The 26,803-nt window shown below is 66.5% G+C and carries 27 protein-coding genes; 5 read left to right on the top strand and 22 right to left on the bottom strand.

Annotation, left to right across the window (positions count from 1 at the left end; translation table 11 throughout):
- Positions 1–52: 52 nt before the first annotated feature.
- Positions 53–889 (bottom strand): siderophore-interacting protein, encoded by an 837-nt coding sequence (locus RI032_RS18615; protein ID WP_322547482.1) that lies wholly within the window; start codon positions 887–889, stop codon positions 53–55.
- Positions 890–1,059: 170 nt separating this feature from the next.
- On the opposite strand from RI032_RS18615, the gene RI032_RS18620 reads away from it, so the two are divergent.
- Positions 1,060–1,674, top strand: coding sequence for a TetR/AcrR family transcriptional regulator (locus tag RI032_RS18620; protein WP_057503996.1), 615 nt, complete (start codon positions 1,060–1,062; stop codon positions 1,672–1,674).
- A 93-nt stretch (positions 1,675–1,767) separates the two neighbouring features.
- On the opposite strand, the gene RI032_RS18625 is transcribed toward RI032_RS18620, so the two are convergent.
- The 4 genes from RI032_RS18625 to RI032_RS18640 form a co-directional block, all read right to left on the bottom strand.
- The gene (locus RI032_RS18625; RefSeq protein ID WP_322547483.1) at positions 1,768–2,694 is read right to left on the bottom strand and encodes an ABC transporter six-transmembrane domain-containing protein; all 927 of its coding nucleotides are present in this window, start codon (positions 2,692–2,694) and stop codon (positions 1,768–1,770) included.
- A 200-nt stretch (positions 2,695–2,894) separates the two neighbouring features.
- The gene (locus RI032_RS18630; RefSeq protein ID WP_134957686.1) at positions 2,895–3,971 is read right to left on the bottom strand and encodes an ATP-binding protein; all 1,077 of its coding nucleotides are present in this window, start codon (positions 3,969–3,971) and stop codon (positions 2,895–2,897) included.
- A gap of 4 nt (positions 3,972–3,975) precedes the next feature.
- Positions 3,976–4,692, bottom strand: a complete 717-nt coding sequence (locus tag RI032_RS18635) for a response regulator (protein WP_019337245.1) — start codon at positions 4,690–4,692, stop codon at positions 3,976–3,978.
- Positions 4,693–4,739: 47 nt separating this feature from the next.
- The gene (locus RI032_RS18640; RefSeq protein WP_029550736.1) at positions 4,740–5,204 is read right to left on the bottom strand and encodes a hypothetical protein; all 465 of its coding nucleotides are present in this window, start codon (positions 5,202–5,204) and stop codon (positions 4,740–4,742) included.
- Between the two features lie 329 nt (positions 5,205–5,533).
- Between RI032_RS18640 and RI032_RS18645 the strand changes: the two genes are divergently transcribed.
- Together RI032_RS18645 and RI032_RS18650 are read left to right on the top strand one after the other, a co-directional pair.
- Positions 5,534–6,715, top strand: a complete 1,182-nt coding sequence (locus RI032_RS18645; RefSeq protein WP_322547484.1) for an efflux RND transporter periplasmic adaptor subunit — start codon at positions 5,534–5,536, stop codon at positions 6,713–6,715.
- Between the two features lie 2 nt (positions 6,716–6,717).
- On the top strand, positions 6,718–8,661 hold the full coding sequence (locus tag RI032_RS18650; protein ID WP_322547485.1) for a MacB family efflux pump subunit: 1,944 nt from the start codon (positions 6,718–6,720) through the stop codon (positions 8,659–8,661).
- Positions 8,662–8,688: 27 nt separating this feature from the next.
- Here the strand turns inward: RI032_RS18650 and RI032_RS18655 are convergent, their stop codons facing one another.
- The 3 genes from RI032_RS18655 to RI032_RS18665 form a co-directional block, all read right to left on the bottom strand.
- On the bottom strand, positions 8,689–9,282 hold the full coding sequence (locus tag RI032_RS18655; protein WP_134957690.1) for a mechanosensitive ion channel domain-containing protein: 594 nt from the start codon (positions 9,280–9,282) through the stop codon (positions 8,689–8,691).
- Positions 9,283–9,287: 5 nt separating this feature from the next.
- Positions 9,288–10,154, bottom strand: coding sequence for a glucose 1-dehydrogenase (locus RI032_RS18660; protein ID WP_322547486.1), 867 nt, complete (start codon positions 10,152–10,154; stop codon positions 9,288–9,290).
- A gap of 100 nt (positions 10,155–10,254) precedes the next feature.
- Positions 10,255–10,638 carry a sensory rhodopsin transducer gene (locus RI032_RS18665; protein WP_058982857.1) on the bottom strand — a complete coding sequence of 128 codons (384 nt, stop codon included), beginning with the start codon at positions 10,636–10,638 and terminating at the stop codon, positions 10,255–10,257.
- A 59-nt stretch (positions 10,639–10,697) separates the two neighbouring features.
- Here RI032_RS18665 and RI032_RS18670 point away from each other — a divergent pair, with 59 nt between their 5' ends.
- Positions 10,698–11,684 carry a TIGR03885 family FMN-dependent LLM class oxidoreductase gene (locus tag RI032_RS18670; protein WP_322547487.1) on the top strand — a complete coding sequence of 329 codons (987 nt, stop codon included), beginning with the start codon at positions 10,698–10,700 and terminating at the stop codon, positions 11,682–11,684.
- On the opposite strand, the gene RI032_RS18675 is transcribed toward RI032_RS18670, so the two are convergent.
- Entirely contained in the window at positions 11,654–13,240 is a 1,587-nt protein-coding gene (locus RI032_RS18675; RefSeq protein ID WP_322547488.1) for an alpha-amylase family glycosyl hydrolase, read from the bottom strand. The two genes, RI032_RS18670 and RI032_RS18675, sit on opposite strands and share 31 nt — an antisense overlap.
- A gap of 161 nt (positions 13,241–13,401) precedes the next feature.
- Between RI032_RS18675 and xth the strand changes: the two genes are divergently transcribed.
- A complete protein-coding gene (gene xth / locus RI032_RS18680; RefSeq protein WP_322547489.1) occupies positions 13,402–14,193 on the top strand; it encodes an exodeoxyribonuclease III in 792 nt (263 codons plus the stop codon).
- Here the strand turns inward: xth and RI032_RS18685 are convergent, their stop codons facing one another.
- The 13 genes from RI032_RS18685 to RI032_RS18745 all read right to left on the bottom strand — a co-directional run bounded on the left by RI032_RS18685 (position 14,194) and on the right by RI032_RS18745 (position 26,783).
- Positions 14,194–15,912: a diguanylate cyclase gene (locus RI032_RS18685; protein ID WP_322547490.1), complete on the bottom strand. Its 1,719-nt coding sequence runs from the start codon at positions 15,910–15,912 to the stop codon at positions 14,194–14,196.
- 120 nt (positions 15,913–16,032) lie between these two features.
- Positions 16,033–16,227: a hypothetical protein gene (locus RI032_RS18690; protein WP_322547491.1), complete on the bottom strand. Its 195-nt coding sequence runs from the start codon at positions 16,225–16,227 to the stop codon at positions 16,033–16,035.
- Positions 16,227–16,862 carry a DNA-3-methyladenine glycosylase gene (locus RI032_RS18695; protein ID WP_134957703.1) on the bottom strand — a complete coding sequence of 212 codons (636 nt, stop codon included), beginning with the start codon at positions 16,860–16,862 and terminating at the stop codon, positions 16,227–16,229. The genes RI032_RS18690 and RI032_RS18695 overlap by 1 nt, the downstream gene beginning before the upstream one ends.
- 72 nt (positions 16,863–16,934) lie before the next feature.
- Complete coding sequence (locus tag RI032_RS18700) at positions 16,935–17,894, bottom strand: cation diffusion facilitator family transporter (RefSeq protein WP_322547492.1); 960 nt, start codon at positions 17,892–17,894, stop codon at positions 16,935–16,937.
- 69 nt (positions 17,895–17,963) lie between these two features.
- Complete coding sequence (locus RI032_RS18705) at positions 17,964–18,548, bottom strand: AprI/Inh family metalloprotease inhibitor (protein ID WP_322547493.1); 585 nt, start codon at positions 18,546–18,548, stop codon at positions 17,964–17,966.
- Between the two features lie 208 nt (positions 18,549–18,756).
- Positions 18,757–19,014 carry a hypothetical protein gene (locus tag RI032_RS18710; RefSeq protein ID WP_322547494.1) on the bottom strand — a complete coding sequence of 86 codons (258 nt, stop codon included), beginning with the start codon at positions 19,012–19,014 and terminating at the stop codon, positions 18,757–18,759.
- Complete coding sequence (locus RI032_RS18715; RefSeq protein WP_322547495.1) at positions 19,011–20,363, bottom strand: TFIIB-type zinc ribbon-containing protein; 1,353 nt, start codon at positions 20,361–20,363, stop codon at positions 19,011–19,013. Before RI032_RS18715 ends, RI032_RS18710 begins: the two co-directional genes overlap by 4 nt.
- 20 nt (positions 20,364–20,383) lie before the next feature.
- Complete coding sequence (locus tag RI032_RS18720; protein WP_224328183.1) at positions 20,384–21,523, bottom strand: SPFH domain-containing protein; 1,140 nt, start codon at positions 21,521–21,523, stop codon at positions 20,384–20,386.
- 101 nt (positions 21,524–21,624) lie between these two features.
- Positions 21,625–22,467, bottom strand: coding sequence for an NAD(P)-dependent oxidoreductase (locus tag RI032_RS18725; RefSeq protein WP_345785849.1), 843 nt, complete (start codon positions 22,465–22,467; stop codon positions 21,625–21,627).
- Between the two features lie 93 nt (positions 22,468–22,560).
- Complete coding sequence (locus tag RI032_RS18730) at positions 22,561–23,853, bottom strand: transporter (RefSeq protein WP_322547497.1); 1,293 nt, start codon at positions 23,851–23,853, stop codon at positions 22,561–22,563.
- 46 nt (positions 23,854–23,899) lie between these two features.
- Positions 23,900–24,649: a hypothetical protein gene (locus RI032_RS18735; RefSeq protein ID WP_322547498.1), complete on the bottom strand. Its 750-nt coding sequence runs from the start codon at positions 24,647–24,649 to the stop codon at positions 23,900–23,902.
- Between the two features lie 12 nt (positions 24,650–24,661).
- Positions 24,662–25,366 (bottom strand): C39 family peptidase, encoded by a 705-nt coding sequence (locus RI032_RS18740; RefSeq protein ID WP_322547499.1) that lies wholly within the window; start codon positions 25,364–25,366, stop codon positions 24,662–24,664.
- 100 nt (positions 25,367–25,466) lie between these two features.
- Positions 25,467–26,783 (bottom strand): hypothetical protein, encoded by a 1,317-nt coding sequence (locus RI032_RS18745; RefSeq protein ID WP_049409613.1) that lies wholly within the window; start codon positions 26,781–26,783, stop codon positions 25,467–25,469.
- Positions 26,784–26,803 lie beyond the last annotated feature (20 nt).

Below are 26,803 nucleotides of genomic sequence, written 5' to 3' on the forward strand. Positions count from 1 at the left end.
CGATCTGTGGCTGGGTGGAACGAAGCGCAGGGCGCGGGTGGTGCGAGGTGGATCAGATGTCGTCGGCGAGGTCGTCGAGGTCCTGCAGTCCGCCGCCGCGCGCCAGCAAACGCTCGTAGTTGCGACGGCGGCGCTGGTCGGTCTCGGTGGTGGTCTGGCCGTGTTTCCAGTAACCGGCCACGGCGACGTCTGCGCGCGGCAGACCGCACGCTTCAAGGAAGTAGCGGCGCAGGGCGCGCATCTCTTCGCGTTCGCCTGCGGCCCAGACGGTGTTGTTCGCCCCCATGCGCAGACGGCGTGCCTGCTGCAGCAACGGCGTAGCGCCCGTGGCCAGGCGCTGCATGCAGACGCCGTCGACGGCAGGCAGTTCGTCTACCGGGAAGGGATCATCCGAAGCGATCCAGGCCTGCGCGCGAAGGCCGCTGGGCCACTGCTGCAGCAAGGCGGATAGTGCCGGGATGGCGCTCTGATCGGCGAACAGCAGGGCAACGCTACCCTCGCGGTGCGGCACCTGCAGATGCGGGCGCGGACCGTTGAGATCGAAGGCGTCGCCGGGCTGCAGTGCGCGCACCCAGGCCAGCATCGGCCCCGGAGCCTCGTGCAGCACCACGTCCAGTGTGAAACGGCGCGCCTGCGCGTCGACGCTGCGCACGGTGTAGATCCGTGACACATCGGCAAACGCGGCACCCAGCTGGATGCGAACGGCGGTGTTGGCACGCTGCCAGGGTGCCAGCTCGGCCTGTGGCGGCAGCTGTACGACCAGCCGAAGCAGGCTCGCGCAGGGCTGCGTGACGTCAACCACGTGGACGCGCAGCGCCTGCAGGCCACGGTCGTGTTCGGCGCCGCGCAGCGGCCCGGCCGGGGTGGTGGAAAGGGTAGGCGCGGACATCGACAACGATCCAGAAGGCTGCGAATGCGAATTAGTTACATCATAGTAAACTAAATTGATCGTCCCGCAACCCAGGCCTGCTGGAAGCGTATCCAGCGCGTTGACCATTGCGTTGCCGCAGACCACCATGACAGGCCTTGCCAGCGCGCCGCGCAGGAACCGCAACCGCAATGGCTGCACCGAAGAAGACCGCTGCCCGTGGGCGACCACCCACCATCACCCGAGAGCGCATCGCCGACGCTGGCATCGCGATGACGCTGCCGGGGCTGAGCTTCGTGGGCGTGGCCGCAGCGCTGGGGGTCAGCCACATCGCGCTGTACAAGCACGTGGCGAATCTGGCGGCGCTGCGCGAGCTGGTGGCTGAAGCGATCTTCGAGCGTTGGCAGGCACCGCCGCTGGATGCCGGCGCGGGACGTAGCATCAACGACGATCTGTACGCGTTCCAGCGTTCCCTGCGGATGCTCGTGGACGAGAACCCCGGCCTGGCCCCGTTCCTTGTGAGCCACGGCGCGAAGACCCCGGAGATGGTGGCGCGCATCCAGCGCCACCATGCCGAGTTCAGTCGAGTGCATGATCTGCCGCAGGAACAGGCAGCATGGTTGCTGTCGACCGTGGCCTATCACGCTGTGGCCTTGGCTGACACCGTGTATTCGCGGCACGCCGTGGCGGACACCGCGCGGCGGCCACTGGACCGTGCGGCGCAGGATGCCGAGTTCGACCGCAGCATGCAGGCATTGATCATGGGTGCTTTGACGATGTGTGGGCGCCCCGCTGCCGCGAGGTAGCCGTCAACCATGGTTGGCCCCGTTGCCCCGGTAGTCGCGAACCTTGGTTGGCGCCGCGATACACCGTTGCCCACCAAGGTGGGCATCTACCGGTCAAGCGGCGTCCTGGTGCTCCGCGTCGTCAATCCCGGGGCTGACTCGCCGGCCGATGTCCTTCAGCCGCGCCAGCTGGTCGACCATTGACGGTGCATCGTCCAGGCTGCCGACGAAGGTCCACAGATAGGTCATCACCGCGTAGACGTGGCCTGGCGTGACACCCTCAGTGGTTGCGAGGCGGCCGATGGTCAGTGCGAACAATGCCGCGGCAGCCAGCCCGATCACCACGTAGGCGCCCGCTTCGCGGTCTGACAACAGGATGCGCAGGCGCGACAGCGTGGTGTAGTGGCGGCGCAGCACCGAGGGGCTGACCCGGTCGACCAGCCGGATTTCGTGTTCCAGGCGGTTGTTCAGGCGGCCGTGCAGCTGCTCGTTGCGGCGTGCGAACGAGGGCAGCACCAGCAGGGCGCCGAGCAGGGTGACCAGGCCAGCGGCACCGACCATCGGCTCGATCGCCATCAGCATGGCCACCGCACCGAACATCGATGCCAGCGCGGTGGCGATGATCGGCACGTGCTTTTCAAAAAAGTCGACGAACTCGCGGGCCAGCACCACGCGTGCCGCCGAGGTGGACGTGGCCTGGCCCAGCCGACGCTGCGCCTGCACCACGTTCACCGCCAGATCGGCATAGATGCGGGTGAAGGTGCGTGTATCGACCGCTCGACGGGCGGCACCGACCAACCAGAACATCAGTACCACGCCGGCATAGGAGACGGCATGGCCGATGTTGCCGCTGATGATCGCGTCCACCGCGAAGCCGGCGAACAAGGGATAGGCCAGCAGCAGTGTGTTCTCCAGTGCCACCAGCGAGAACGTGCCGGTGAGCTGCCAGGGGTAGGTGCGCAGGATGGCCTTCAGAGTGGCGGCCGCATTCTGCTGGCCGATGCTGCCGGCGGCGGCCGCTGGATCGTGGGGGTGTTTCATGGGGTGCCTGGATGGGTCGGGGACAGGGCAGGGGACGATGCCTGCCATCTCCCGGGTCGCGCCCAGTATCTGCAGCCCTTTGGAGCGGGCATGGAGGGACGATGGAGATTGCGTGGAGAAACCGGCGGCGTTCAGCGGAGGCCGTGGTGCCCAGCAAGGTGGGCCGGTACCAGGGCAGCGTCTGCCGCGACGCCGCGCTCTCAACGACGCGCGTGCACCGGCCAGCGTATTTCGAAGGCACTGCCGCCACGTTCGGTCGCCCGGCATCGCGCCTTTCCGTGATGGGCCACGGCAATCGCCCGCACCACCGCCAGGCCGAGACCGGAGCCGCCGCTCTGCCGCGAGCGCGATACATCGGTGCGCTGGAAGGCTTCAAAGATGCTGTCGCGAAGGTCGTCCGGCACACCCGGGCCACCATCCTCAACGGTTACGGTGCAATGGCCTTCGGCCAGCGTCACGTGTACGCGCAGCGGGCAGGGAATGGCATGGCGGCGTGCGTTTTCCAGTAGCGCCAGCACCGCCTGGCGGATGCGCGCCGGGTCGCAGTCGGCCAGTGAAGAACGCGCGTCCAAGGTCACCGAGAAACCACTCTCGGTCAGCGCCTCGGACATCGCTTCCACTACTGCGGCCACCTGCACGCTGACGTCGCTGCGCTGCAGGCGCAGATCGAGGTGGCCGCTCTCGGCAAGGCTGACCACGCGCAGGTCCTCGATGATGCGGGTCAGGCCCTCCAGCTGGGTGAGCATGCTGTTGAACTGCTCCGGCCCGGGCTCGAACACGCCTTCGGCGATGCCCTGCAGGCGGCCGCGCAGGATGGTCATCGGCGTGCGCAGTTCGTGTGCGATCGCCGCGTTCCAGAACACGCGGTTCTCCGACATCCGGCTCAATCGCTCGGCCATGGAATTGAAGTCGCTGACCAGCGCGGCGGCCTCGGTCATCGAGGTGTCACCGCCGCGCGCACGCGCCTCCAGATCACCGCTGGCGACGCGACGCAGGCTTTCGGCGACCGAGTTCAGCGGGGTGATGATGCGCCGGGTCAGGCGCGAGGCGATCAATGTGGCCAGCGCAACGACCACGGTGGCGGTCAGGCCGATCCACAGCCATTCCAGGCCTGACGGCATGATGGTTTCCGGTTCGTCGTACCAGCGTGGATAGAACACCTCCATCAGGTAATAGAACAGGTAGAAACCACTGATCGACAGTACGGTCGAACATAGCGACGCGACCGTGATGGAGAGCGTGATCTGGCGCCCGATGCTCTTGCCTTTGGGGTTCATCGGCTCAGTCCAGGAAGCGGTAGCCGACACCGCGGATGGTGGCGGGAATGCCGATGACGCCTGCTTCCTCCAGCTTGCGGCGCAGCTTGCTGACGTGGCTGTCCACGGTGCGCTCCTGCGCATCGCCTTCCGGCAGGCAGGTCTGGAGCAGATCCAGCCGGCTGTGCACCATGCGCGGTGCGCGCGCCATGTGTACCAGCAGACGGAACTCGGTGAGCGTGAAACTCAGAGCATGCACGTGGTCATCGGTGCGCACGGTGACTTCATGGCTGCGCAGGTCGATCTCGAACGGCCCCTGCCGGATCAGCCCGTTGGGCTCTTCTGCAATGGGCTTCGCGCTACGGCGCAGCACCGCCTGGATGCGGGCGACGATCTCGGCGGGATTGAATGGCTTGGCCACGTAGTCGTCGGCACCGACGCGCAGGCCAGTGAGCTTGTCCACGTCCTGGTCCAGTGCGGTGAGCATGATTACCGGGGTGTTGCCGCGCCGGCGCAACTCGCTCAGCACCTGCCAGCCGTCCATCTTCGGCATCTGCACGTCCAGCAGCACCAGGTCGGGGCGCAGCTGGCGGTGGCTGGTGAGGGCGGCTTCGCCGTCGGCGGCGCGGGCGCTGCGCAGCCCGGAGCGGGCCAGGTAGGCGCCGAGAATGTCGGCGATTTCGCCTTCATCTTCGGCAATGAGCACCAGGGGCGCCAGGCGCGTGCGGGCATCGGATTTCATTGCATGCTGCGGTTTCAAGTAAGGAATGGGAAACGCCGGCGACGGTGTCATCGTGGCCGTTCCAGGGTCTGCGCTTCTTCGTGGGCGGCCCAGGCCAGGGTGGCCAGCACCAGCGTGTGCTGCAGGGCGGGCGCCAGTGTTGTGGTGGCGCGCAGGTGCTGTGCGAGCAGGGTCGATACGGCCGCAGGCAGCTTGCTCCACCGCGATTGCATGCCCGTTGCGTCCACCCGGTCCTGCAGGCGGCGGGCCATGCGGACCACGGCCCGCAGGCGCAGGGCAAGCAACGCGGCCACCAGGACAGCCGCCATCCCTGCCGGCATGAGGCTCACGTCAGCGGCGGAGGCGGACCAGGCCGCGAGGCCGATCAGCGACGCCGACGCCAGGGTGCCCGCGCGCGCCGAATGACCCGGGCCTTCGCTGCGGAACCACACCAGCGCGGCAGCACCGGCGCCCGCCAGCAGGGGCGGCGCCGGGTTCGCGCTGGCAAGCATCCAGGCACTGGTTGACGTCAGCACCAGCGCAAGCAGCCACGGCGAAGGCGCGCACCAGGCAAGGTAGGCGCGGCGGACATCGATGGGAGGCAGGTCTGGAAACGGGAAGGACACGGCGGCGGAGCAGTCGGCGAGGCCGACAAGGCTAGGGGCCGTTGATGGAGACTTGGTCGAGATTGTGTCGAGATTTCGTGGACGCGATCCGTGCCGTTCAGGAGCGGGCCCCGTGCCTGAACGGATGTGCGGCCTCCATGCAATCTCCACAGTGGCTCCAAGAAACATCCACCACTACCTTCCAGACTGCGGCTTCTGCGGTCACATCCGGTGGCTGCGTGCATGCGAGCCTTCCGATGAACAATCGCAGGACCTGGATCATTGCCGCAATCGTTGTACTTCTTGCAGGCGGCACCGGCGGGTGGCTGTTCGTCGAAGGTGATGATGCCGCGCTGATCACGGCCCCGGCAAGGGTCGCGGACCTGGAAAAGACCGTGCAGGCCGTTGGCCGGGTCAACCCCAAGGAACTGGTGGCGGTGGGCGCGCAGGTGTCGGGCCAGGTCACGCGCCTGCACGTGGTGCTGGGCCAGCGTGTGCACGCTGGCGACCTGATTGCCGAAGTGGATTCGCAGCCGCAGCGCATCGCCCTGCGCAGCGCCGAAGCAGCTGCCAACACGCTGCGTGCCCAGCACGCGGCCAGCCAGGCGCGCTACGCCCAGGCCATCCGCGTGCATGAGCGCCAGGCGCAGCTGGTGGCGTCGCGGATGGTTTCGCAGGAAGGTTTCGAGTCCGCGCGGGTGGCGCGCGAAGCGGCGCGCTCGGACGTGGCAGCGCTGCAGGCCCAGATCGACCAGGCGGTGACCCAGGTGGAAACCGCGCGGATCAACCTGGGCTACACCCGCATCGTCTCACCTTCCGACGGCTACATCGTGGCCATCGTCACCAAGGCCGGGCAGACGCTGAACTCGATGCAGACCACGCCGACCATCGTGATGCTGGCACAGATGGACACGATGACGGTTCGCACCGAGATCGCGGAGGCCGATGTGGAACTGATCGCGCCTGGCCAACCTCTGTGGTTCTCCACGCTGGGGCCGGGCGGACGCCGCTACGAATCGCATCTGCAGCAGCTTGAACCTGCGCCGTCGTCGATTGCCGACGTGGCCACCGGCAACACCGGCGGATCGGCGCAGACGCCGAAGGCGGTGTACTACGCCGGGCTGTTTGACGTGCCCAATCCAGGCCTGAAACTGAAGCCGTCGATGACGGTGAAGGTGACGATCCAGCTGGCGCGTGCCGCCAATGCGCTGCAGGTGCCGTTGACGGCAGTGTCCGAGCGCGACGACAAGGCGGGCAACCGTGCGACCGTCCAGGTGATCGATGCCAAGGGCCGTGCGCACGAGCGGGCGGTGACGACCGGCCTGCGCACCGCGACTGCGGTGCAGATCCTGTCCGGCCTCAAGGCGGGCGAGAACGTGGTGGTCGGGCAGGCGGCTAGCGGCGCGGAAGCCGAGCCCACCAGCCTGCTGGGGATGTGAACATGGCCGACGCGCTGCTGGAACTGCATGGCGTATCGCGCGCCTACCGCTCGGCCGCCGGCGAGGTGGTGGTGTTGAAGGACGTCTCGCTGCGCATCGAGGCGGGCGAGTTCATCGCCATCATCGGCCCGTCCGGTTCGGGCAAATCCACGCTGATGAACATTCTGGGCTGCCTGGACCGGCCAAGCGAAGGCAGCTACCGCGTGCAGGGCGCGGCAACCGAGCAGATGTCACCCGATGAACTGGCGCACCTGCGCCGCGAGCATTTCGGCTTCATCTTCCAGCGCTACAACCTGATGGAGAACCTGAGCGCCACGGAGAATGTGGCGTTGCCGGCGGTCTATGCCGGCGTGGATGCCGATGCGCGCACCGCCCGTGCGCGCATGCTGCTGGAAACGCTGGGGCTGGGTGAGCGCACCACGAACCGGCCCAGCCAGCTGTCCGGCGGCCAGCAGCAGCGCGTTTCCATTGCGCGTTCGCTGATGAACGGCGGCGCCATCGTGCTGGCCGATGAGCCGACCGGCGCGCTGGATCATGCCAGCGGCAGGCAGGTGATGGCGGAACTCAAGCGCCTGCATGCGCAGGGCCATACTGTGATCCTGGTGACCCATGATGCGGCGATCGCCGCGCACGCTTCACGCGTGATCGAGATCGCAGACGGTCGGGTCGTATCCGACCGTGGTATGGGTGATCCTCCGGCAGCACGCAATGCTGCTGCCCACGAGCGCAGTCCAGAACCGGGCGCCGAGCGCCGCGCGCGCCTGGATGCAATCAGGGAAGCTGCACGGATGGCGGTACGTTCGATGCTGGCCCATCGCCTGCGCACCCTGCTGACCATGCTGGGCATCATCATCGGCGTGGCTGCGGTGGTGACCGTGGTTGCGTTGGGCAAGGGCGCACAGGCACAGGTCGAGTCACAGATCAACGAACTGGGTGCCAGTACGCTGGACATCTTCCCGGGCGCGGACCTTGGTGACCCGCGCTCGGCAGAGATCGAATCGTTGGTCGTGGACGATGCCGATCACCTGGCCGCATTGAGTTACGTAGACAGCGTAAGCCCCAACCTGAGCGGTTCGGTGGCGGCACTGCAGGGCAACCGGCGCGCCAACACGCAGGTGCTTGGCGTGGGCGCTGATCTACCGCGTGTGCGCGGGCTGCGCCTGAAGGCGGGACGGTTCTTCACCGATGCCGAGGTGGAGGCACATCGCGCGGTGGGCGTGGTCGACCAGAAGGCGGCCAAGGCATTGTTCAGCGGCAATCCGATCGGCGGCACGGTGCTGCTGGGCGGCATGCCGGTGGAAGTGATCGGCGTGGTTGGCCCCAACGCATTCGCCGGCGGAGCGACGCCGACGGTGTATGTGCCGTACACCTCCGCGTCCTCGCGTCTGCTGGGCAGCCAGCGGCTGGAGAGCATCACCGTACGCGTGCGGGATGACGTGCCAACCACCGCCGCGGAAGCCTCGCTGGGCGCGGAGCTGCAACGCCTGCACGGCCGGCGTGATTTCTTCATCTACAACGCCGACCAGATCCGCAAGGCGGTGATGAAGTCCAGCCAGACCATGGCGGCACTGGTTTCGGCCATTGCAGCGGTGGCGCTGGTGGTCGGTGGCGTGGGGGTGATGAACATCATGCTGGTGTCGGTGAAGGAGCGCGTGCGCGAGATCGGTGTGAGGCTGGCGGTGGGTGCCCGTCAGGGCGACATCCTGCGCCAGTTCCTGATCGAGGCCGTGTTGATCTGCCTGTTCGGCGGGGTACTCGGGGTATTGTTCGCGTTGGCTGTGGGCGCCTTGTCCAGCCTGCTGTCGCTGGGGGTGCCGTTCCTGTTCACGCCTGGGCCGGTGCTCGCCGCGCTGGCATGTTCGTCTGCCATCGGGCTTGGTTTCGGCTATTTCCCGGCGCGCAGTGCTGCACAGCTGGACCCCATCCAGGCGTTGGCGGCGGAGTAGGGTCGCCCGCCGTGGCGCTACAGCGACTCAGCGCGCCTTGCCCTTTATCGGCAGGCTGCCTGGCAGGTGCGAATAGCCGCTGTCGCCCCAGTGCCGGGTGATGCGCTGGAAGAACAACGAGTTGGGCACGCGCAGCAGGCAACCACGCGCGCCTTCGCCACGATCACTCAGCGTGGTGTAGATCAGGTTGATGTCCACCACCTGACCACACAGGCCCGGCTTGTCCACGCTTTCCAGCACTTCGATGGTGTCATTGATGCGGAACGGGCGCGTGGCGACGATCAGGAACGAACAGAACAGGTTGGACAACACGCTCCATGCGGCGAAGAACGCCACCGCACCGACGGCCATGAACCCGGTCAGCGCGGTCCACAGCACCGAGCGCGAAACGCCCAGCCGCTCCAGTATCAGCAGCGCAGCCGCCAGATACAGCAGCAAAGCACCGCCGCGGCGCAGGCCCACATGAAGCTCTGGCGCCAGCCTGCCGCGCTGCCGGGCCTGCACCAGCAGCCACGCCAGTGCACGCACCATCAGCCATGCGACGCCGAGGATGGCCAGGACCTCGGCCACCGGCACAACCACGGTCAGCCAATCCTCGATCCAGGCAGGCAATCCGGTCATGGAGGCTACAGCGTCGCCGCGCCGCCAGAAATGGTCAGCAGTGCACCAGAGGTATAACTGGCATTGTCCGAAGCCAGCATCACATAGGCCGATGCCAGTTCGGCTGGCTGCCCGGGGCGGCCGAACGGCGTCTGCGAGCCGAACTGCTCGACCTCTTCGGCGGCCATGCCTGCCGGAATGAACGGTGTCCAGATCGGGCCGGGCAGCACGGCATTGACGCGGATCTGGTGCTCGGCCAGCAGGCCCGCCAGCCCCAGCGTCAGGTTGGCGACGGCGCCCTTGGTCGCGGAGTACGGAAGGATGTTCGGGGTCGGTCGCTTGGAATTGACCGACGCGGTGTTGATGATCGCGCCACCCCCGCGCAGGTGCGGGACGCACAAACGTGTCAGATTGAACACGGCATGGACGTTGGTGTCGAACGTCCGCTTCCAGTCATCCAGGGTGATGTCGTCGAAGTGCTCGTAGTAGCGCTGGTAGGCCGCGTTGTTCACCAGGATGTCGAGACCGTCCAGCTCGCTGGCCACGCGGTCCACGAGCGAGCGCGCCTGTGCCGGGTCGCTGATGTCACAGGGCACCAGCACGGCCTTGCGCCCGGCCTGTTCGATCTGCTGCTGCACATGGCGGGCATCGTCCTGCTCACCATCGAGGAACGCGATGGCAACGTCGGCGCCTTCGCGTGCAAAGGCGATGGCCACGGCTGCGCCGATGCCGCTGTCACCGCCGGTGATCAGTGCCTTCTTGCCCTGCAGCAGGCCATGGCCGCGGTAGCTGTCCTCGCCGTGGTCCGGACGCGGTTGCATCTGCGTTGTCTTGCCGGGGAAGGATTGCTGTTGGGCGGGGAAGGGCGGGCGTGGGTAGTCGGGCAGGGCCATCGTCACTCTCCGGAAGGAAACCGGCGCCAGTCTCCCTCCATGCCGGTAAACGACCGGAGGGCACGGTGTCATTGCAGCGTGGACGCCTGCGCGCAGGACTTCACAACGGGTGGGCGATGGTGGTCATGATGCTGTTGGCCGGTTGCCGTGAATCCAGCCGCGTGTGCTGGACGATGATCGGCTGGTCGGATTCTACGAGGGTGGCAAAGCCGGTGCCGCGCGGCACCGGCGCCGGATCCTGCAGGTCGTTGAAGCGCAGGTGACAAGTGCGTCGCGCCGGCACGGTGACCCGGTAGGGGCCCACCGGATCACGGTCTTCGAAGTAGAGGGTCAGCGTGACATGCGCGTCCTCGTTGCCGGCATTGAGGACGCAGCAGGTTTCGTGACTCTGCATTTCCGGTGACGGGCCGTTGCTCCAGGCTGGAATGTAGCCCTCGGCGATAGCCCAGCGTCGATGCCCGATGCAGGAAGCGTTCGTTTCCATGACGCCGTTTTAGCTGGAGGGGTGTTGCCATCGTGTCCAGTCCCCGCACGGAATCCGTGATGACCATCGGCTACCACGCATCGCATGAGCAGTTCCCGCCCGCCACCTTGCTGGGCCTGGCGCTGCGCGCCGAACAGGCGGGATTCGAGGCCCTGATGTGCTCCGACCATTTCCACCCATGGACGACCGCGCAAGGGCAATCCGGCCACAGCTGGGTGTGGGCCGGTGCGCTGGCGGTGCAGAGCGCGTTGACCTTGGGCATGGTGACCTGCCCGATGCTGCGCCAGCACCCGGCATTGGTGGCACAGGCAGCGGCGACGCTGGAGCAGTTGGCGCCGGGCCGGATCTGGCTGGCGCTGGGTACCGGCGAGGCCCTGAACGAGCGCATCACCGGCCAGCCGTGGCCAGCCAAGCGGGAGCGGCAGAAGGCGCTGCGCGATGCGGCCGAGGTGATGCGGCGGCTGTGGGGTGGTGAGCAGGTCGACCACGACGGTGGCTTCCAGGTGCGCAAGGCACGCCTCTACAGCCGACCGGCGCTTCCCCTGCCGCTGCTGGGTGCAGCGGTCACGGAGGAGACTGCACGTTGGATGGGGGGCTGGGCCGATGGCCTGATCACCATCAGCCAACCGCTGGCGCAGTTACAGCGTGTGGTGGCAGCGTTCGAGGCAGGCGGTGGCAGGGGCAAGCCGATGTACCTGCAGGCCAAGCTCTCCTACGCGCGCGCCGAACAGGCGGCGCTGGTAGGCGCGATGGAGCAATGGAGCGCCAACGTGCTGCCACCGGAACTGGCCGAAGGCCTGGACCAGCCCGAACAGTTCGAAGCACACGCCCGATCGGTAAGCGCCGAGGTGGTGCGCCAGCACGTGCATGTCTCGGCAAACCTCGGCCAGCATCGGGCATGGCTGCAGGAACTGCAGTCACTGGGGTTCGATCGCATCTACCTGCACAACGTGAACCGCGAGCAGGAACGCTTCATCGACGACTTCGCCGAACACGTGCTGCCCGCGCTGCGCACTCAGGCACCTTCGGCAGCCAGCCACGTATAGCCGTGGCCCTGCAGGCAACAGCGGCGATCCTGCAGCCTGGCGCCGTGGCCCACCAGCGTACGCAGCGGGCCGTGCAGGGGCACCTCTACCTCAACCGGGTCGTCGCCGAAGTTGATCAGTGCCAGTGCCTGGTGGGGTGCCTCGCCGTAGCGGAGCATCAGCAGCGCAGGTGAAGGTGGGTCGAGCGTGTGAGGACCCTGCTGCAGCACGGGATGTGCATTGCGCTGCTGCAGCAGCTCGCGCACCCGCAGCAGCAGTGAGCCCGGCGTCGCGCGTTGCGCCTCGACATTCACCGTGCGGTAACCGCAGGCGCCGTCTGCCGGAGGCACGCGCCAGGCATGCCGTGGCTGATCGGTAAACCCCGCCCCTGGGCGGTCGTGCCAGTGCATCGGCATGCGCACGGCGTTGCGCTCGGGCAGTTCCAAGCAGTCGCCGAGGCCGATTTCCTCGCCATATCGGATCACCGGCACCTGGCCCAGCGACAGCAGTGCGGCCCAGGCCATGGCCTGCCACGCGGTGTCGCCGTCCAGCATGGACGCCAGCCGGCGGCGGATGCCGCGGCGATAGATGCGCATGCCAGGTTCGGGCGCGAAGCGCTCCATCACTGCCTCACGTTCGTCCGGCTCCAGCTGCTCCAGGTCAAGCTCATCATTGTTGCGCAGCCAGGCGATGCGGGTGTGCGGCGGCGCCTGCGGTCCGTATTCGGCCATGACCCGGGCCACTTCGCTGGCGTCGCCGCGCGCGAGGGCCAGGAAGAAATGATTGTTGAGATGGAAATCGAGCAGGTGCGAAAGCCGCCGCCCCTGGTACAGGAAGTCACCGTAGCGGGGCGCGCTGACATCCGCTTCGCCGATCAGCGGCAGGCCTGGCTGTTGCGCATCTGCCGTGGCGCGCATCGCCTCCAGCAGCCACAGCCCGTCGTCGCGCGGGTCGGCGTGGCGGGCGCGCTCGACCATGTACGGGACCGCATCCACGCGGAAGCCGGCCACGCCGCGCTGCATCCAGAACGTCATCACCCGCAGTAGTTCGTCGCGTACCGGCGCATGGGCCAGCTCCAGGTCTGGCTCGTGCCGGTAGAACATGTGCCGGTTGAACGCGCCGGCCTCGGCGTCCCATGTCCAGGCAGACGCCTCGATCGGCGGGAACATCGGCTGTAGGCCGTCGTCGGGCACGTGGTCGCTCCACAGGTACCAGCGGCGCCATGCCGGGTCGCCCCGCTGCGCGGCGACGAACCATGGGTGGGCGCTGGCAGTGTGCTGCATCACCAGCTCGACGATGATGCCGATACCGCGTGCGGCGGCAGCATCGACCAGGCGCTGGAACGCCGCCTCGTCACCCAGGCGTGGATCGATGCGGTAGTGATCGGTGACATCGTAGCCACCGTCACGGCCGGCGTTGCAGTAGAACGGCAGGAGCCACAGGTGGCTGACACCGAGCCACTGCAGGTAGTCCAGCTTTTCGGTGATGCCATCCAGGGTGCCCCAGCCGCGCCCATTGCTGTCGCGGAACAGGTAGGGGTCGACCTGGTAGATCGCGCGCAGCGGACGTACCGCCATGGGGCTTCTCCAGCACCGTTCACGGGTGACCAGCCTGCTGTGCGCCGTGGCAGCGGTTCGTGAACCGAATGGCACCGCATCATGACGTGGCATCCACGGTCCCTGCATGCCTGGGCGCGCAGAGTGAATGCTCGTCCCGCTGCGCCGAGGAACCTTTATCCATGCCCCGCCGCAAAACGCTTCGTATTGCGACGTTCAACGTCAACGGCATCGGCACACGCCTGCCGCAGCTGCTGGACTGGCTGCACAGGGAATCGCCGGACGTGGTTGCCCTGCAGGAACTGAAGGCCACCGACGCCGCGTTTCCCGCTGCGGCATTGGAAGAGGCCGGCTACGGTGCACTCTGGCAGGGTGAGGCGCGCTGGAACGGCGTGGCGCTGCTGGCCCGGGGCACCATGCCGGTCGAGAGCCGCCGCCGATTGCCGGGCGAACCCAAGGATACGCAGAGTCGCTACCTGGAGGCAGCGGTGCACGGCGTCATCGTGGGGGCCCTCTACCTGCCCAACGGCAACCCGCAGCCCGGGCCGAAGTTCGACTACAAGCTGCGCTGGATGGAACGCCTGATCCGGCATGCGCGCAGCCTGGTCGAGCTGCCGCACCCGGCGCTGCTGCTGGGTGATTTCAACGTGATTCCCACCGACGCCGATGTCTATGACCCGAAGGCCTGGCGCCGCGATGCGCTGTTCCAGCCTGAAGTGCGCGAAGCCTTTGAACGACTGCTGGCGCAGGGCTGGACCGATGCGGTGCGGGAGGTGCACGGCGACGCCACGATCTATACCTTCTGGGACTATTTTCGCCAACATGCCGAGCGCGACCGTGGGTTGCGCATCGATCATCTGCTGTTGAACCCCGTACTGGCGGAGCGACTGAACGACGCTGGCGTCGATCGCTGGGTACGCCTGCAGGAAAAGGCCAGCGACCACGCGCCGGCCTGGGTGACGGTAAGGGCTTGATCAACGCGCGGCAGGGTCTTCGCGTCGCTCGCGGCGTACCCGTGCGCGGGTGCGGTACAGGCGGCTGTCCGCTTTCTGGATGGTGTCGGCCACCGGTTCGCCAGGCGTGTTGATGGCTGCACCCATCGAGAACGCGCTGGGCGAGAGCGCGGCGTGGTCCTGGTACCAATGCTCCAGTTCGCTCAACCGGCCGTCCGCAGGCGCGACCAGTACCACCATGAACTCGTCGCCACCCAGCCGTACTACGGTCTCGTCCTTGCCCAGCGGCGAGCGCAGGAAGGTGGCGAACTCGACCAGCACGGCATCGCCACGGCGGTGGCCCTGGGTGTCGTTGATGTGCTTGAAATGGTCCAGATCGAACATCAGGCAGGCCCAGCGCTCGTCAATGAGTTCATCCAGCCGGTGCAGGTACCGCCGGTTGTAGCACTGGGTGAGCGGATCCTTGAAGGACATCTCGCGCAGCTGCTGCTCCTGCATCCGCAGCGCGGTGACGTCCTGTGCATGCCCCAGCACGTAGGGTGGGCTGGCTTCGTTGTCGAGCACGTTGTGGTACGCCCAGTAGTGACGCGTACCATCGGCGGCAATCAGCTCGATCACGCCAGCGTCGGTGTGGTTGGCCTGGATCCGGGCGAGGTAGGCCCTGAAACCTTCGCGTTTTTCCGGCGGCATCAAGTCACACAGGCTGCGCCCGATCATCTGGCTTTCCTCGAAGCCCAGCGATTGCACGGCCGCCGGATTCACCGAGGTCAATGTGCCGTCCAGCGTGTGGGTGCAGATCAGGCCCAGGCTGTAGTGGAACAGCCGACGGTAGCGGGTTTCGCTCGCTTCCAGCGCGTCCAGCGCGGCTCGTTCGTCCGTGATGTCCTGGATCGCCCCGACCAGGCGCGGATGGCCGTCGACCTGTTGCCGGCTGCCAACGACCCGGGTCCAGATCGCACGACCGTCGGCCGTGGTCATCGGTAGCTGTACTTCCCAGGAAGCGCCTTCGTCGATACAGCGCTTTACCGCAGCCTGGATGATATTGCGGCTGTCCTCGCGATAGAACGAGAGTGCGGTCTCCAACGTAGGCTCGAAGTTGCTGCGTACGCCATGCAACTGCTTGGTTTCCCGTGTCCAGCGCACCTCGTTGGTCAGCAGGTCCATCTCCCAGCCGCCTACCCGTGCGGCACGGTTGGTACGCTCCAGGAAGTCCTCGCTGCGTTTCAGCTCGCGATGCAGCGCCTTGGCCTGGCCCACCTGCGCCATCAGGGTGCTGCGCTGTTCCAGCACCTGGGTGGTGACCCGCGCCAGATGCACCATCAGTTCGCGCTGGGAGGGGGACAGCACACCGGGCATCGGGTCGAGCAGGCACAGCGTGCCGATACGTGCGCCGTGCGCCGAGCCCAGAGGGATGCCAGCGTAGTGGCGGATGCGCGGCCCACCCGTCACCAGCGGATTGGTGGAAAAGCGTGGGTCCTGGCGCGCGTCGGGTATCTCGAACAGCTGGTCCTGGCGTATGGCATGGGTGCAGAAGGAGATCTCGCGGGCTGTCTCGCTGACGCCCTCCAGGCCGATGTTGGCCTTGAACCACTGGCGTTCTTCGGCCACCACGGTGATCAGGCCCATGGTCAGGCCGGTCGCGGCGCGGGCCGCGGCGACGATGGCATCGAACACCGGCTCCGGGGGCGTATCCAACAGGTGCAGTCGTTCGATTTCGAGCAGTCGTTCGGCTTCGTCCATGGCGCTTTTCAGGGCTGGGTGGCGAGGGCGGTTGCGGCGGCTGTCTGAAACAACGGTAATGCGTGCGGCGTTATGTATCGCCATGGCAGGGTGACGCCGGCGTGAGGCGCGCGCGTCGGCTCAGTGTTGCCGGAGCGATGCCTGCAAGGCGGCGGCCAGCGCCGCGTCTCCGGATACCAAGTCCTGCCAGCGTAGGATGATGCCCTTGCGTCGCCCCTTCTCAACCAGCTTGAGGCCTTCGGGGTCCACGGTGAGGGTATAGGGGAGGCCATCAATGTGCACTTCGCGGCGCAGTGGTTTGTCGAGCGGGGTCATCATCGTTTCCTCGCAGGGGCGGAAGCGCGACGTGGCTGGATCGATACGTGACGGTGATCACGGATGTGCCATCGCCAGGGGAAATCAACAGCGCGGCTGATGCCGATGCGGGGCCCGACCACTGGATCCTCCGGGGGCCGCACGCCATCGCTGGCGATGACAATGCCGTGGCTGCCAGTCACCAGGTCGGCGCCGTCGAAACTGCGGTCCAGCCCGAAGGCCTGCGAGAGCTTGCCGGGCCCGCTGGCCAGATCGTGGTCGCGGCGCGCAGCGGGGCGCAGTTCGCGCATGCGCTCCAGGCCCAGCAGCGGCTCGACGGCCCGCAGCAGCACCGCCACGCCTTCGCCCACTTCGCCGCAGACAACGTTGCTGCCCCAGTGCATGCCGTACGTGAAGTAGACATAGAGGTGGCCGGCCTCACCGAACATGCTGGCCGTGCGCGGCGTCTGCCCGCGATAGGAGTGTGCGGCCGGATCGACACTGCCCGCGTACGCTTCGACTTCAACGATGCGACCCGTTCGGCCATCGTCACGGACCAGAAGTTTGTTGAGCAGCTCGGGCGCAACCTCGACGGGTGGGCGCCGGTAGAAGCTGCGGGGGAGGATCTGAAGAGCGGCGGGCAACCAATCCGGCACGGTAGAGGCAGGCTCGGGCAAACGGTGATGGCACTGTGGCACCAAACAGGTGAAACGGGCGCAGACGCAGTGTCATTCCTGCGCAGGCGGAGCGGCCAGTGCCGCTCTCCGTGCGGCATAGACCTCCGGCGTCTGTGGCTTGATGAACAGCGCCACCAGTTCCGGATATTCGCGCTTCACGGCTGATTCGATGCGGGTGATGCACGCCTCGATCTGGGGTGTCTTCCGGTCATCCTCGAATTCCGCGCTGAGCATGGCCACGACCTGTTCGGGGCCCATCTGCATGGTGGTCACGCCATTGGCGCGGCGCAGGTCTGGATCGGTCTCGGCCACGGCCATGATCCGGTCAGCCACCGCAGGATGGGCCGGCTCACCCACCAGCAGTCCCTTGGTTTCGCGTGCGAGAAGAAAGGCGGTTGCGGCAAGCACGCCCGCGATGCACAGGGATGCCACACCATCAAGCACCGGCATGTCCAGGACCTGGGCGGCCACGAGCCCGGTCAGTGCGAAACCCAGGCCCAGCAGGGCCGCGCTATCCTCCAGCAGCACGGTGAAGGTGGACGGGTCCTTGCTGCGGCGGAAGGCTTCGAAGTAGCCGAGCTTGCCCTTGGTGCGCCGGAACTCGCGCAGCGCCACCCACCATGAAGCCCCTTCGAACAGGATGGAGATGCCCAGCACGCTGTAGCTCAACGCGTGGTTGGTGGCCGGCTCCGGCTGGCGGATGTGCTGGATACCTTCGTAGGCCGAAACGCCGGCACCGGCAGCGAACACCAGCAGGGCGACGATGAAGCTCCAGAAGTACAGTTCGCGGCCATAGCCGAACGGATGTACCGGGTCCGGCGCCTTGCCGGCGCGGCGCAGCCCGTACAGCAGCAGCACCTCGTTGAGGGTGTCGACCAGCGAATGCACGCCCTCGCTGAGCATGGCCGAGCTGCCGGAGATGCCGGCGGCGATGAACTTGGCGATGGCAATGGCCAGGTTGCCCGCGAGGGCGGCGTAGATGACCAGGCGGGAACCGGTGGGAGCGGACATTTCGGCGGCGGGGTGAGGCGGATTCCTGATCTTCCCGATCAGCGCGTGCCTACTGTGTGCACGGTGCGATCAGTACCCCTTGGGATTGAGATACAAACGTGCCCCATCCGATTCACGGTAGCCCGTCCAACGCCCACCTCCCGACGCGCGAAAACGCCCGAAGACCGTATTGCTGGTATCGGTCAGCAGCAGCTGGTTGCCCGACAGCACCCAGCGGTTGGCCGAGAAGAATCCGTCCGGGCAGCCGGCAGGCACGTAGGCGCTGTAGCCACCGAACCACTCACTGTTCTTCAGCTCGATGGTGCAGGTGCTGCCGTTCTCCTGGCCCAGCGTCCAGCTGCCGAACAGATCGCTGTCGCGCACATCGCGGTCGCCGCGGTGGCGGTCATGGCTCCAGTCGTCGTTGTCGTCGTGGAAACCGAAGCCGACGTCGATCTCTTTGCTTTCGCTGCGTGATTCGGACTGCGAGCTGCCGCTGGTGGTGGTCTGGGTGGTGACCGAGCCACTGGTCCGGGTCTCTGTGCTGCTCGATTGGGTGGCCTGGTCGGTGCGGGTGGTCTGTTCGCCGAAGCCGAACGAGGCGTCCTGGGCAAGGGCGGGCAGGGCCAGGAAGTACAGCGCCGACAGGCAGCTACAGGCAGGCAGGGCAGCCATCGCAGGATCCTCGGAAGGGTGGATCGCGCGAGTATCGAACCGGTGGGGCGGGAGACGGTGTGAGGGCGCGTCCTGAGGCAAGCCAGCCAAGGGTAGGTGCTGTCCGCTGAAGGGTAGTGCAGGCCGCTGGCCGGCTCCCCTCTTACGTCCAGAGACCGAAGGAGTGCCGGCCAGCGGCCGGCATTACCCGCAGCCAGGCGGCTTGGCTCTACTGATCGGGTTTCACCCTGACCACCCGTTTCCGGTACTCGTACACGTTGTCACCGCGGATGCGCTTCTCCTCGGTGCCGGTGACCCGGCCGACCTGCTGGTCCGAGCCAGTGACCGGCTTGGCCTCGATCTCGGTCTCGTGCTCGAAGGAGTGCGATTTGTCGGTGTTGCGGTAATAGCGGTACAGCACCCAGTACAGCGCGGTTGCGCCGGCCGGACCTGCCGCCAACAGCCAGAGGCCACTGTCGTCGCTCATGTCGATGCCACCAGGAAGGCAATTGCTAGGGCTTCAATGACGGTGCCGGTGGCCACTGCCGCCAGCAGCATCTTCCATTGCTGCACAGGCACGCTGCCCATGGTTTCGCCGGTACGGCCGTTCACCGCGATGTAGTGCAGCATGCCGCCGTTCTTTCCGGGCTGGTGGTACGAGTACAACCACACCGGCAGGTACATCGACACCCAGCGGGTGCCATGCACCTCCAGCTGTTCCTGCTCCCAGCGCACGCCACGGTTGTAGCGCTTCACCGAACCTTCCACCTGTGCGCGGGCAATTGACAGCAGCTGGTCCTCCAGCCGCGGCCGTAGCTTTTCCACATCCAGGTTGCGCTTCTCCGAAGTGAAGCCGGCCAGGTACGAGGCGTTCCACTTCACTGCGTTCTTGGTATCGAACGGCAGGATGGTGTTGATGATGTTGTTGGTGTTGGCGCGGGTGTCCAGATTGCCGCGCTCGGCCGAGGACTCCAGTGGCAGGTCATCCACGGTGAAATCGACCTGGCGTTCGACCTGGTAGACATCGGCGTCATACAGGGTGCGCTTGTTCTTCTCGCTACCGACCGTGTACTGCCGGGTCTGGATCTCGCCCTTGCCAGCCACGGCCGCGCTGACATTGCTGTCGACGATCATGTAGGGCAGGAACACGCCCACCACGTTTTCCGGGGTGAACTGATCCTTGAATGCCTTCAGCGCGAACATGCGGCGCTTGTCGACGAACTGGCGGATGCGCGCGACCGCATCGTCTTTCTTGATATGGAAGGGCAGCACCGCATCGGGCACCGCGCCATTGGCAATCTGCTCGTTGACGCCGAAGACGTGGCGGCACCAGTGGCAGCGCGCCGTCATCGTACTCTCGGTATTGACCGTGACTTCGGCGCCGCACCCGGTGCATTTGAACGTCATCAAAGCCGAGGTGTCGGCATCGATGTCGCGCGCACCAGAGGCGATGACCGTGCCGCGCAGCTGGTCGATGGCCTCGCCCAGCCCGAATTCCTCCTCGACGCGTGCGCCATGCCATTCGTGACGGCAGTACAGGCAGACGAGGATGTCGGTGCCGGCCTTGGGTCGGATGTCGGTGGCGCCGCACTTCGGGCAGCGGTTGAGGCCGTCCTTCAGCTCGCTGGCCGAGGTATCGATGGCCACAGGATCGGGCGCTTCCACTTCATCGCGGATGGCCTGTGGCAGCTTCGAGGTGTCCAGCGGGAAGCTGCCGGGCAGGGGAGGGACGTCCTGCGGCGAACCGGGCCCATCCAACGACGCCGCCGGCAGGGGTGGCGGCGTCGCGGGCGCGGATCCGGGCAGCGGCGGTGGGCCGTTTCGGGGATCGGACATGTTGGGTGTACGTCCTGCCGTTACAGGCCCAGTGCCTTGGCCTTGAGCGCGTCGTAATCGCTCTGGGTGATCAAGCCCAGATCGAGCATTTCCTTGGCCTTCTTCAGCTTGGCGACCGGATCGTCGGCCGCCGGGGTGACCGGCTGCTGCATGCCGCCGACACCGAACATGCCAGATGCCATGCCGACACCGACCAGACCTGCCGCGCCGCCGTTTTCGCCGGCCGACTGGATGCCCTGGGCGACGCTGGCCTGCAGGTTGGAATTGCCGCGCGAACCGGACAGCGCATCGGCGCGCTGCACGGTCTTCAGCAGCTCGCGGGTGTTGGCGTCGTACTCGATCGAGACGATGGCGGTCTTGACGATGGCCAGGCCGCGGTCGGACTTCCATTGGTAACCCTGTTCGACGGCGGCCGACAGGCTCTGCGCGAAGCCCAGCGAGTCCTGCTGCAGCTTGGTGATGCGGTTGCCCTTGCCCGGATCGTTGGTATACAGGCTGAAGGCCGGCGCCAGCGAACCGACCACTTCATTGAACAGCTGGCTGGCGGCGGCGTTGTCCAGATCGGTGAAGTCGAACACCTGGCCCGGCTGCAGGTAGCTGGCCGGCACGAAGTTCTTCACGAACAGGATCGGGTCGACGATCTTCAGCGTGTACGAGCCACGGGTGACCGCGCCTACCTGGGTGTTGAGGAAACCGTCGTCCCAGTAGATTTCCGACTGGGTGCCGAAGCGGTTGTCCGGCAGTTCCTTCAGCGAGACGAAATAGGCCGCCTGCTGCGAACCCGGCTGGCCGCCGAACTTGAAGCGTTCCCAGCTCTGCTTGATGAAGGTGCTGACCAGGCCGTCGCCGGCGAAGATCGACTGCGAGTTCAGATCGTCCGAGCGCCACTCGTAGCCACCCGGTTCGGCGACGAACGCGGTGATCGCGCCGTCCTGGAACAGCAGCAGGCCGTAGCCCTCCGGCACGATGATCTTCGAGCCGTTGCTGATGATGTTGGACGAGCCGCTGGTGTTGGAGCCGCGGCCGGCGTTGGTGCCCTGCGGCACCGCCGCGAACAGGGCGGCCGTGGACGGCAGGCCCGCCGGCACGGTGTAGAAGTCCTTCCACTGGTCGGCCAGCACACCGCCAACCGCACCCTTCACCGCCTGTACCAGACCCATGACCAACTCCCTGTGATTCGAAGGCAGGCACCATGCCTGCCGAGCTGGACTGAATATAGCAGCGGTGGAGGACGGCAGTAGTGCCGGAACATGAATCCGGATCAGCGCCGGCCAGTGCCGGTTGGCCCGGCCCGTACCGCCTGCAGCACGGCCGCCATGTCCAGCGCCCCCGATCCGGACGCCAGTGCCTGTGCGAACAGCGCGTCGCTGGCGTCGATCAAGGGCGCATGCATGCCCACCTCATGGGCGGCAGCGGCTACCAGCCCACTGTTCTTGCGCACGTCGGTGATCGACGCCTGCACGCTGAAGTCACCACGGATCATTTTGTCCAGCTTGATTCGCGATACTTCGCTGGCCATCGGCCCTGCGTTGAGCACCTGCGCGAAGCGGTCAAGCTCGATGCCGTGTGCTTCGGCGAAGTACACCGCTTCGGCCAAGCCGGTGACCAAGGTGATCAGGTACAGGTTCACCGCCAGTTTCATGCGCAGTGCGGACGGCACTGCACCACAGCACACCGTTTGCCAGCCCATCGGTGCAACCAGTGGGGCGGCTGCCGCGAGGTCGACATCGGCACCGGCCAGCAGGATCACCAGCTGCGCCGCTTCGGCCTGCACGCGTGAGCCAGACACCGGCGCTTCCACGTAGCGGCCGCCCGCGGCACGGGTCTGTTCGGCCAGCGCCTGTGAGTACGCTGCCGAGCTCGTACCCATGTTGATCAGCAGGCGGCCCTCGATCCGCTCGCCAAACGCCGCGCCATGCCGATCGAGCACGCTGTCGATGGCATCGTCATTGGCCAGCATCAGGATGAGGGTGTCGCAGCCCGCGAATACCTCGTCCACCGCCTCGCAGACGTTGATGCCGGCGGTGCGCGCGGCCGCATGGTTGCGGTCGGAGCGCGACCAGCCGCATACCTCGTAACCTGCGCGAGCCAGATGGGCCGCCATGGGCGTTCCCATCACTCCAAGTCCCAGGAATCCGATGCGCATGATGGACGTCCGCTGGCCGCAGAGCGCCCATCATGCCATGGGCAGTGGCCGCTAGAGCATGTAAGGAATCTTGAACGCCAGCGTGAAGTCCGGTGCGTCCGGGGTCAGTCCGATGCCCAGCAACGTCACCAGCGTGGTGTGCTGGTTCAACGCATAGGTCACGCCCAGGTTCAGTGATGCCGCATTGGCGTCACTGCCGATCACCTTCATCCACTTGCCACCCTGGAAGCGGGTGGAGGCGCGGGCGCTGATGCGGTCGCTGAAGGACAGGCTCAGGCTGGTCCGCTCGTTGAATGCGAAGGCAACACCTGCACCGAAGTACACCGAGCCGCCCAGCTTCACGTCGCCTGGGTTGACCGTATCCGGATTGCTGTCGATGTCGCTGAAGCCGCGAGGGATGGAGTGCACGTACCCGATGTTGGCGAACAGGATGGCCGGGTCAGCGGTCTTCACCATCGACAGGCCGAGGTTGGCCTGCCATACGCCGTTGCCGGTGGGTTGCTCGCGCGGCACGGCGAAGCGGATGTAGTCGTCGTCATCGCGTTCGATCACCTTCCAGTCCAGGCCGTAGGGCGCGCGCCCGGTGGGGGCGGTGACACCGGCCGTGAGCACGGTCTCCGGGCGCCAGCCGCGTTCGCCGAACAGCCGGTAGTTCGCGCTCAGGCCAATGTCGCCCAGACCGTTGCCGTTGGTCTGCTCCTGCGCGATGGCGGCCGCTGCACCGCCGGCGCCGCCTTTCTGGTACACGGTGCGCCGCGCCAGATAGGGCACATCCAGGTTGAGGGTCAGGTTCGGGCTGACGCCCCAGCGGGCCGCCACGTTATAGGTCAGCGAGTCGGACTCCACGTTCTCGATGGCGATATTGCCGAGGAAGATGGCGTCCAACGCGAGGAAGCCGTTGAGGGTGAGCTGCTTGCGGTCATAGCGGGCGTAGGTGAGGCTGTTCTCGATGGTGAAGCGACGGGAGAACAGGGCCGATTGCTGCTGCTTCACGTCGTCCACGCTGCGCCGCGACTCCTGCTTGGCCTGCTGGGCCTCGGCAGCGGTACTGGCGTAGCCCTCGCTGCTCGGTGGAACCGCGGCGGCCGCCGCCTGCGCCAATGGCGCGGCCGGTGGGGTCGAGGCTGGGCCAACCCGCCCGCCCAAGCGTGCCTGCATGGCCTGCACCTGCATGTCCAGTTCGCGCAGCCGCCGCACTTCCTGTGCGTAGTTGGCTTTCAGCTCTTCCAGCTGGTTGGCCAGGGCCTGCACGTCAGCGCCATCGTCAGGCGTCGGCGGCACGGCAAGGGCGGTGCCCGCCAGCGCCGCCAGCGCCAACGGGGTGATCCTCATCAGGGTGTGCATGTTCGTGTCCTGCGTTGTGGAGCGTTTCCCCCAATGCCAGGCCCTGCTACTGGCCCGGCCCCATGCCGCGGTTCAACGCAATCGCCTGGGCCACGTTCTGGCTCAACGGCAGGTTGCCGCCCACGGCGTTGCGCACCAGCTCCAGCCGCAGCTGGTTGCTGGCGATCTGGCCATCACCGGTAAGGGCGATGCCCTGGCCGACGCTGCCATTGCGGATCCACTGCTGCACCAGCCCCTGGCCATCCACCTGCAGCAGCAGGTGTGCCTGGTTGCCTTCCAGCACGGCCGTCGCGCTGGCGCCGGCTTGCTGCGCGGTGATGTTGCCTGCGCCATCAGAGAGAACAGCCGGCACGCCACCCTCGCGGACGGTCAGCGTGGTGACGTTGCGTGCGACATTGCCATCGCCGGCCACCTGCACGCTCTGCACCAGGCCGCTGGCGTTGGCAAGGCCGCTGCTGTCGATGCTGCGTCCGTGGGTATCGGGCAGCGGCGCATCGGCTGCCGTGACATGCACGCTGGGCTGGAAGCTGAGCTTCGGCGCGCCACCACCGCGGAAGTCCATGCCCAGGGTCAGGCTGCCCTGCAGGGTCGTGCCGTTGCTGGCCTGCCACTGCGACACCATGGTGACCCCGAACCAGGCAACGTTGTTGCCACCCACGGTGTAGCGCCCCCGCATCAGGCTCAGCTCCGGGTCGGGGATTTCCGTGAGTCCACGCCCGGTCCTGCCGTCGGCGGCCTGCAGGGGCAGGGCAGGGGCCATCAGCAGCAGAGCCATCCATACGTGTTGACGGAACATGGTCGTACCTCCTCAGAACAGGTCGGCGTGGCTGAAGCCGAAGTCGACCAGTTCGGCATCGGTGATCGGCCCTTGCCGCGCATAGAGCGCGCGGGCACTTGGCCGTTCGCTGGGTTGCAGAAGAACGGTGTTGCGATCGAAGTCGCTGCCGATCACCACGAAGACCGCGCGAGATGGCCAGGCAGCCAGGAACTCCCGCAGCGCCAGGCTGCGGTTGCCGAGGATCGGGTCGGCCACTTCCACGATGCCGTTGCGGACCTGCTTGAGCACCACGAAATGGCGGAAGCCGCGCACATCCATCAGCACCAGTCCTGGCACGCGAAGGGTGCGCAGTCGTGTTTCATCGATGCGGTAGCCCCGGCCACGCATGCCCAGCGATTCCACGTAGCGCTTGATGTCGAGCAGGGAGAAGCCGCGTTCGGCCACCAGCGCTGGATCGGAGACCCCCATCATTCCTTCGATCACCGTCGCTTCGTCGGTCTGCAGGTGATAGGCATGGCGCAGGATGGTCGCCAATGCGGCCGCCCCGCAGCTGTAATCGGTGTGCTGGCGCACCACGTTGCGGTAGCGCCGCTCCTGCATGCTTTCCACCTTCTGCTGCAGCAGCGCGCCATTGGGCAGCACGCCGGCGAAGTGGACCTCGCCCGCCCATGCCGATGCGGTGCCCATCAGCAACAGGAAGGAAAGCAGGCGCATCGATGGAGGGCAACGGATCATCTACGTTCTCCGGCAGCAGGGGGGAGCCCCTGTCCCAAGGGGGAGGAGGAACAGGGGCTCCCGGGGACCCGGCCATTGGCGGACGGCCGGGGTGTTGCGCTTACTCGCCGCTGCCACCACCGCCGCCGGTGCTGGGCTGGGCGACTGCCAGGGCCAGGCTGTTGGCCTGCAGGTTGCCGGTGCCCGCGGCAACGTTCACGCCGATGTTGCCGGAGGCGCCCGAGAAGGCACTGCCGGACAAGGCCGAGGTGTTGGTCGCATTGACGTTCACCCAGCGCGTGGTGCTGACCGTGCCGCTGAGGCTGGCATACAGGTCAGCCACGCCCAGTTCGACGAACTGGCTGGTGCCACTCTCACGCGTATCGAAGCCCAGGCCGCCCACCCCCGGCCGGTTGGGGTTCATCGTGGCGTTCTGGATCTGGTTGTCCAGATCGATATGGCCGGTGCTGTTGCCACCCGGGTGCGGCAGCTCGCCACTCCACGTATCCAGGTAGTAGTTGGCCATCTGGTAGGCGTTGCCGGTGCCGCGGTAGGTGCCCGCGCCATAGGCCAGTGTCAGGCCGCTGACGCCGCCACGCATGCCGACCTGCACGGTATCGGTGTAGGACTGCACGAAGCCGGCGTTGCTGACCGTGTTGCCGGTGGAGACCTGGTTGGAGCTGATGCTCGACTGGGCCACCGCCGTGGTCGCTACCGACGCCGCGAGCGCGTTCTTCTGCTCATTGTTGTTGCCCGAGGCGATGTTCACGCCGATGTTGCCGGACGCGCCGCCAAAGGCGTTGCCGCTGAGACCTGCGGCGTTGGTGACACCGGAGTTCATGGTGGCGTTGCCGAAGCCGGCCTGGTTGACGAACACCTCGGCGTCGGCCATGCCGAAGCTGAAGGACGCATCGGCCGCAGATAGTGAGGCCGCGTTGTCCTGCGCATTGTTGTCGCCGGAGACGACATTGAAGCCCAGATTGCCCGAGGCACCGGCGCCGACGCTGTCACCGATCGACGCGCTGTTGGTGACCAGGCTGTTGCTGGTGGCGTTGTTGCTGATCGACTGCCGGTTGTCGATCACGGCAATGGCCGCCGAGTCGAGGTCGATGTCGCCGGTGATGTTCGGGTCGCCGGAGAAATTGATGTCGGTGCTCAGGCGCAGGTCCTTCTCCAGGTTCACGTCGACGCCGTGGTTGTTCTTTTCCTTGCGTTCGTCGGCCTGGATGTTGCTGTGCTTCTGCACATTGACGTTGACGGTGCGGTTGCGCACGTCGTTGTCGGTGTGGTTGTGCGTGTCGTTGCGGGTCTCGCTGACGGTGTGGTTGTGGTTGATGTTCGCGTTGGCGTTCTGGTTGTCCCAGCCATTGGCCGCAGCGGCGGTCGAGGCAGTGGCAATCGCCATGGCGAGCATGGTCTTTTTGACGGTCGCTTTCATGGTGCCCTCTCTCTCATCAG

It is taken from the genome of Stenotrophomonas geniculata, assembly GCF_034508895.1.
GTDB classification, from domain to species: domain Bacteria; phylum Pseudomonadota; class Gammaproteobacteria; order Xanthomonadales; family Xanthomonadaceae; genus Stenotrophomonas; species Stenotrophomonas geniculata.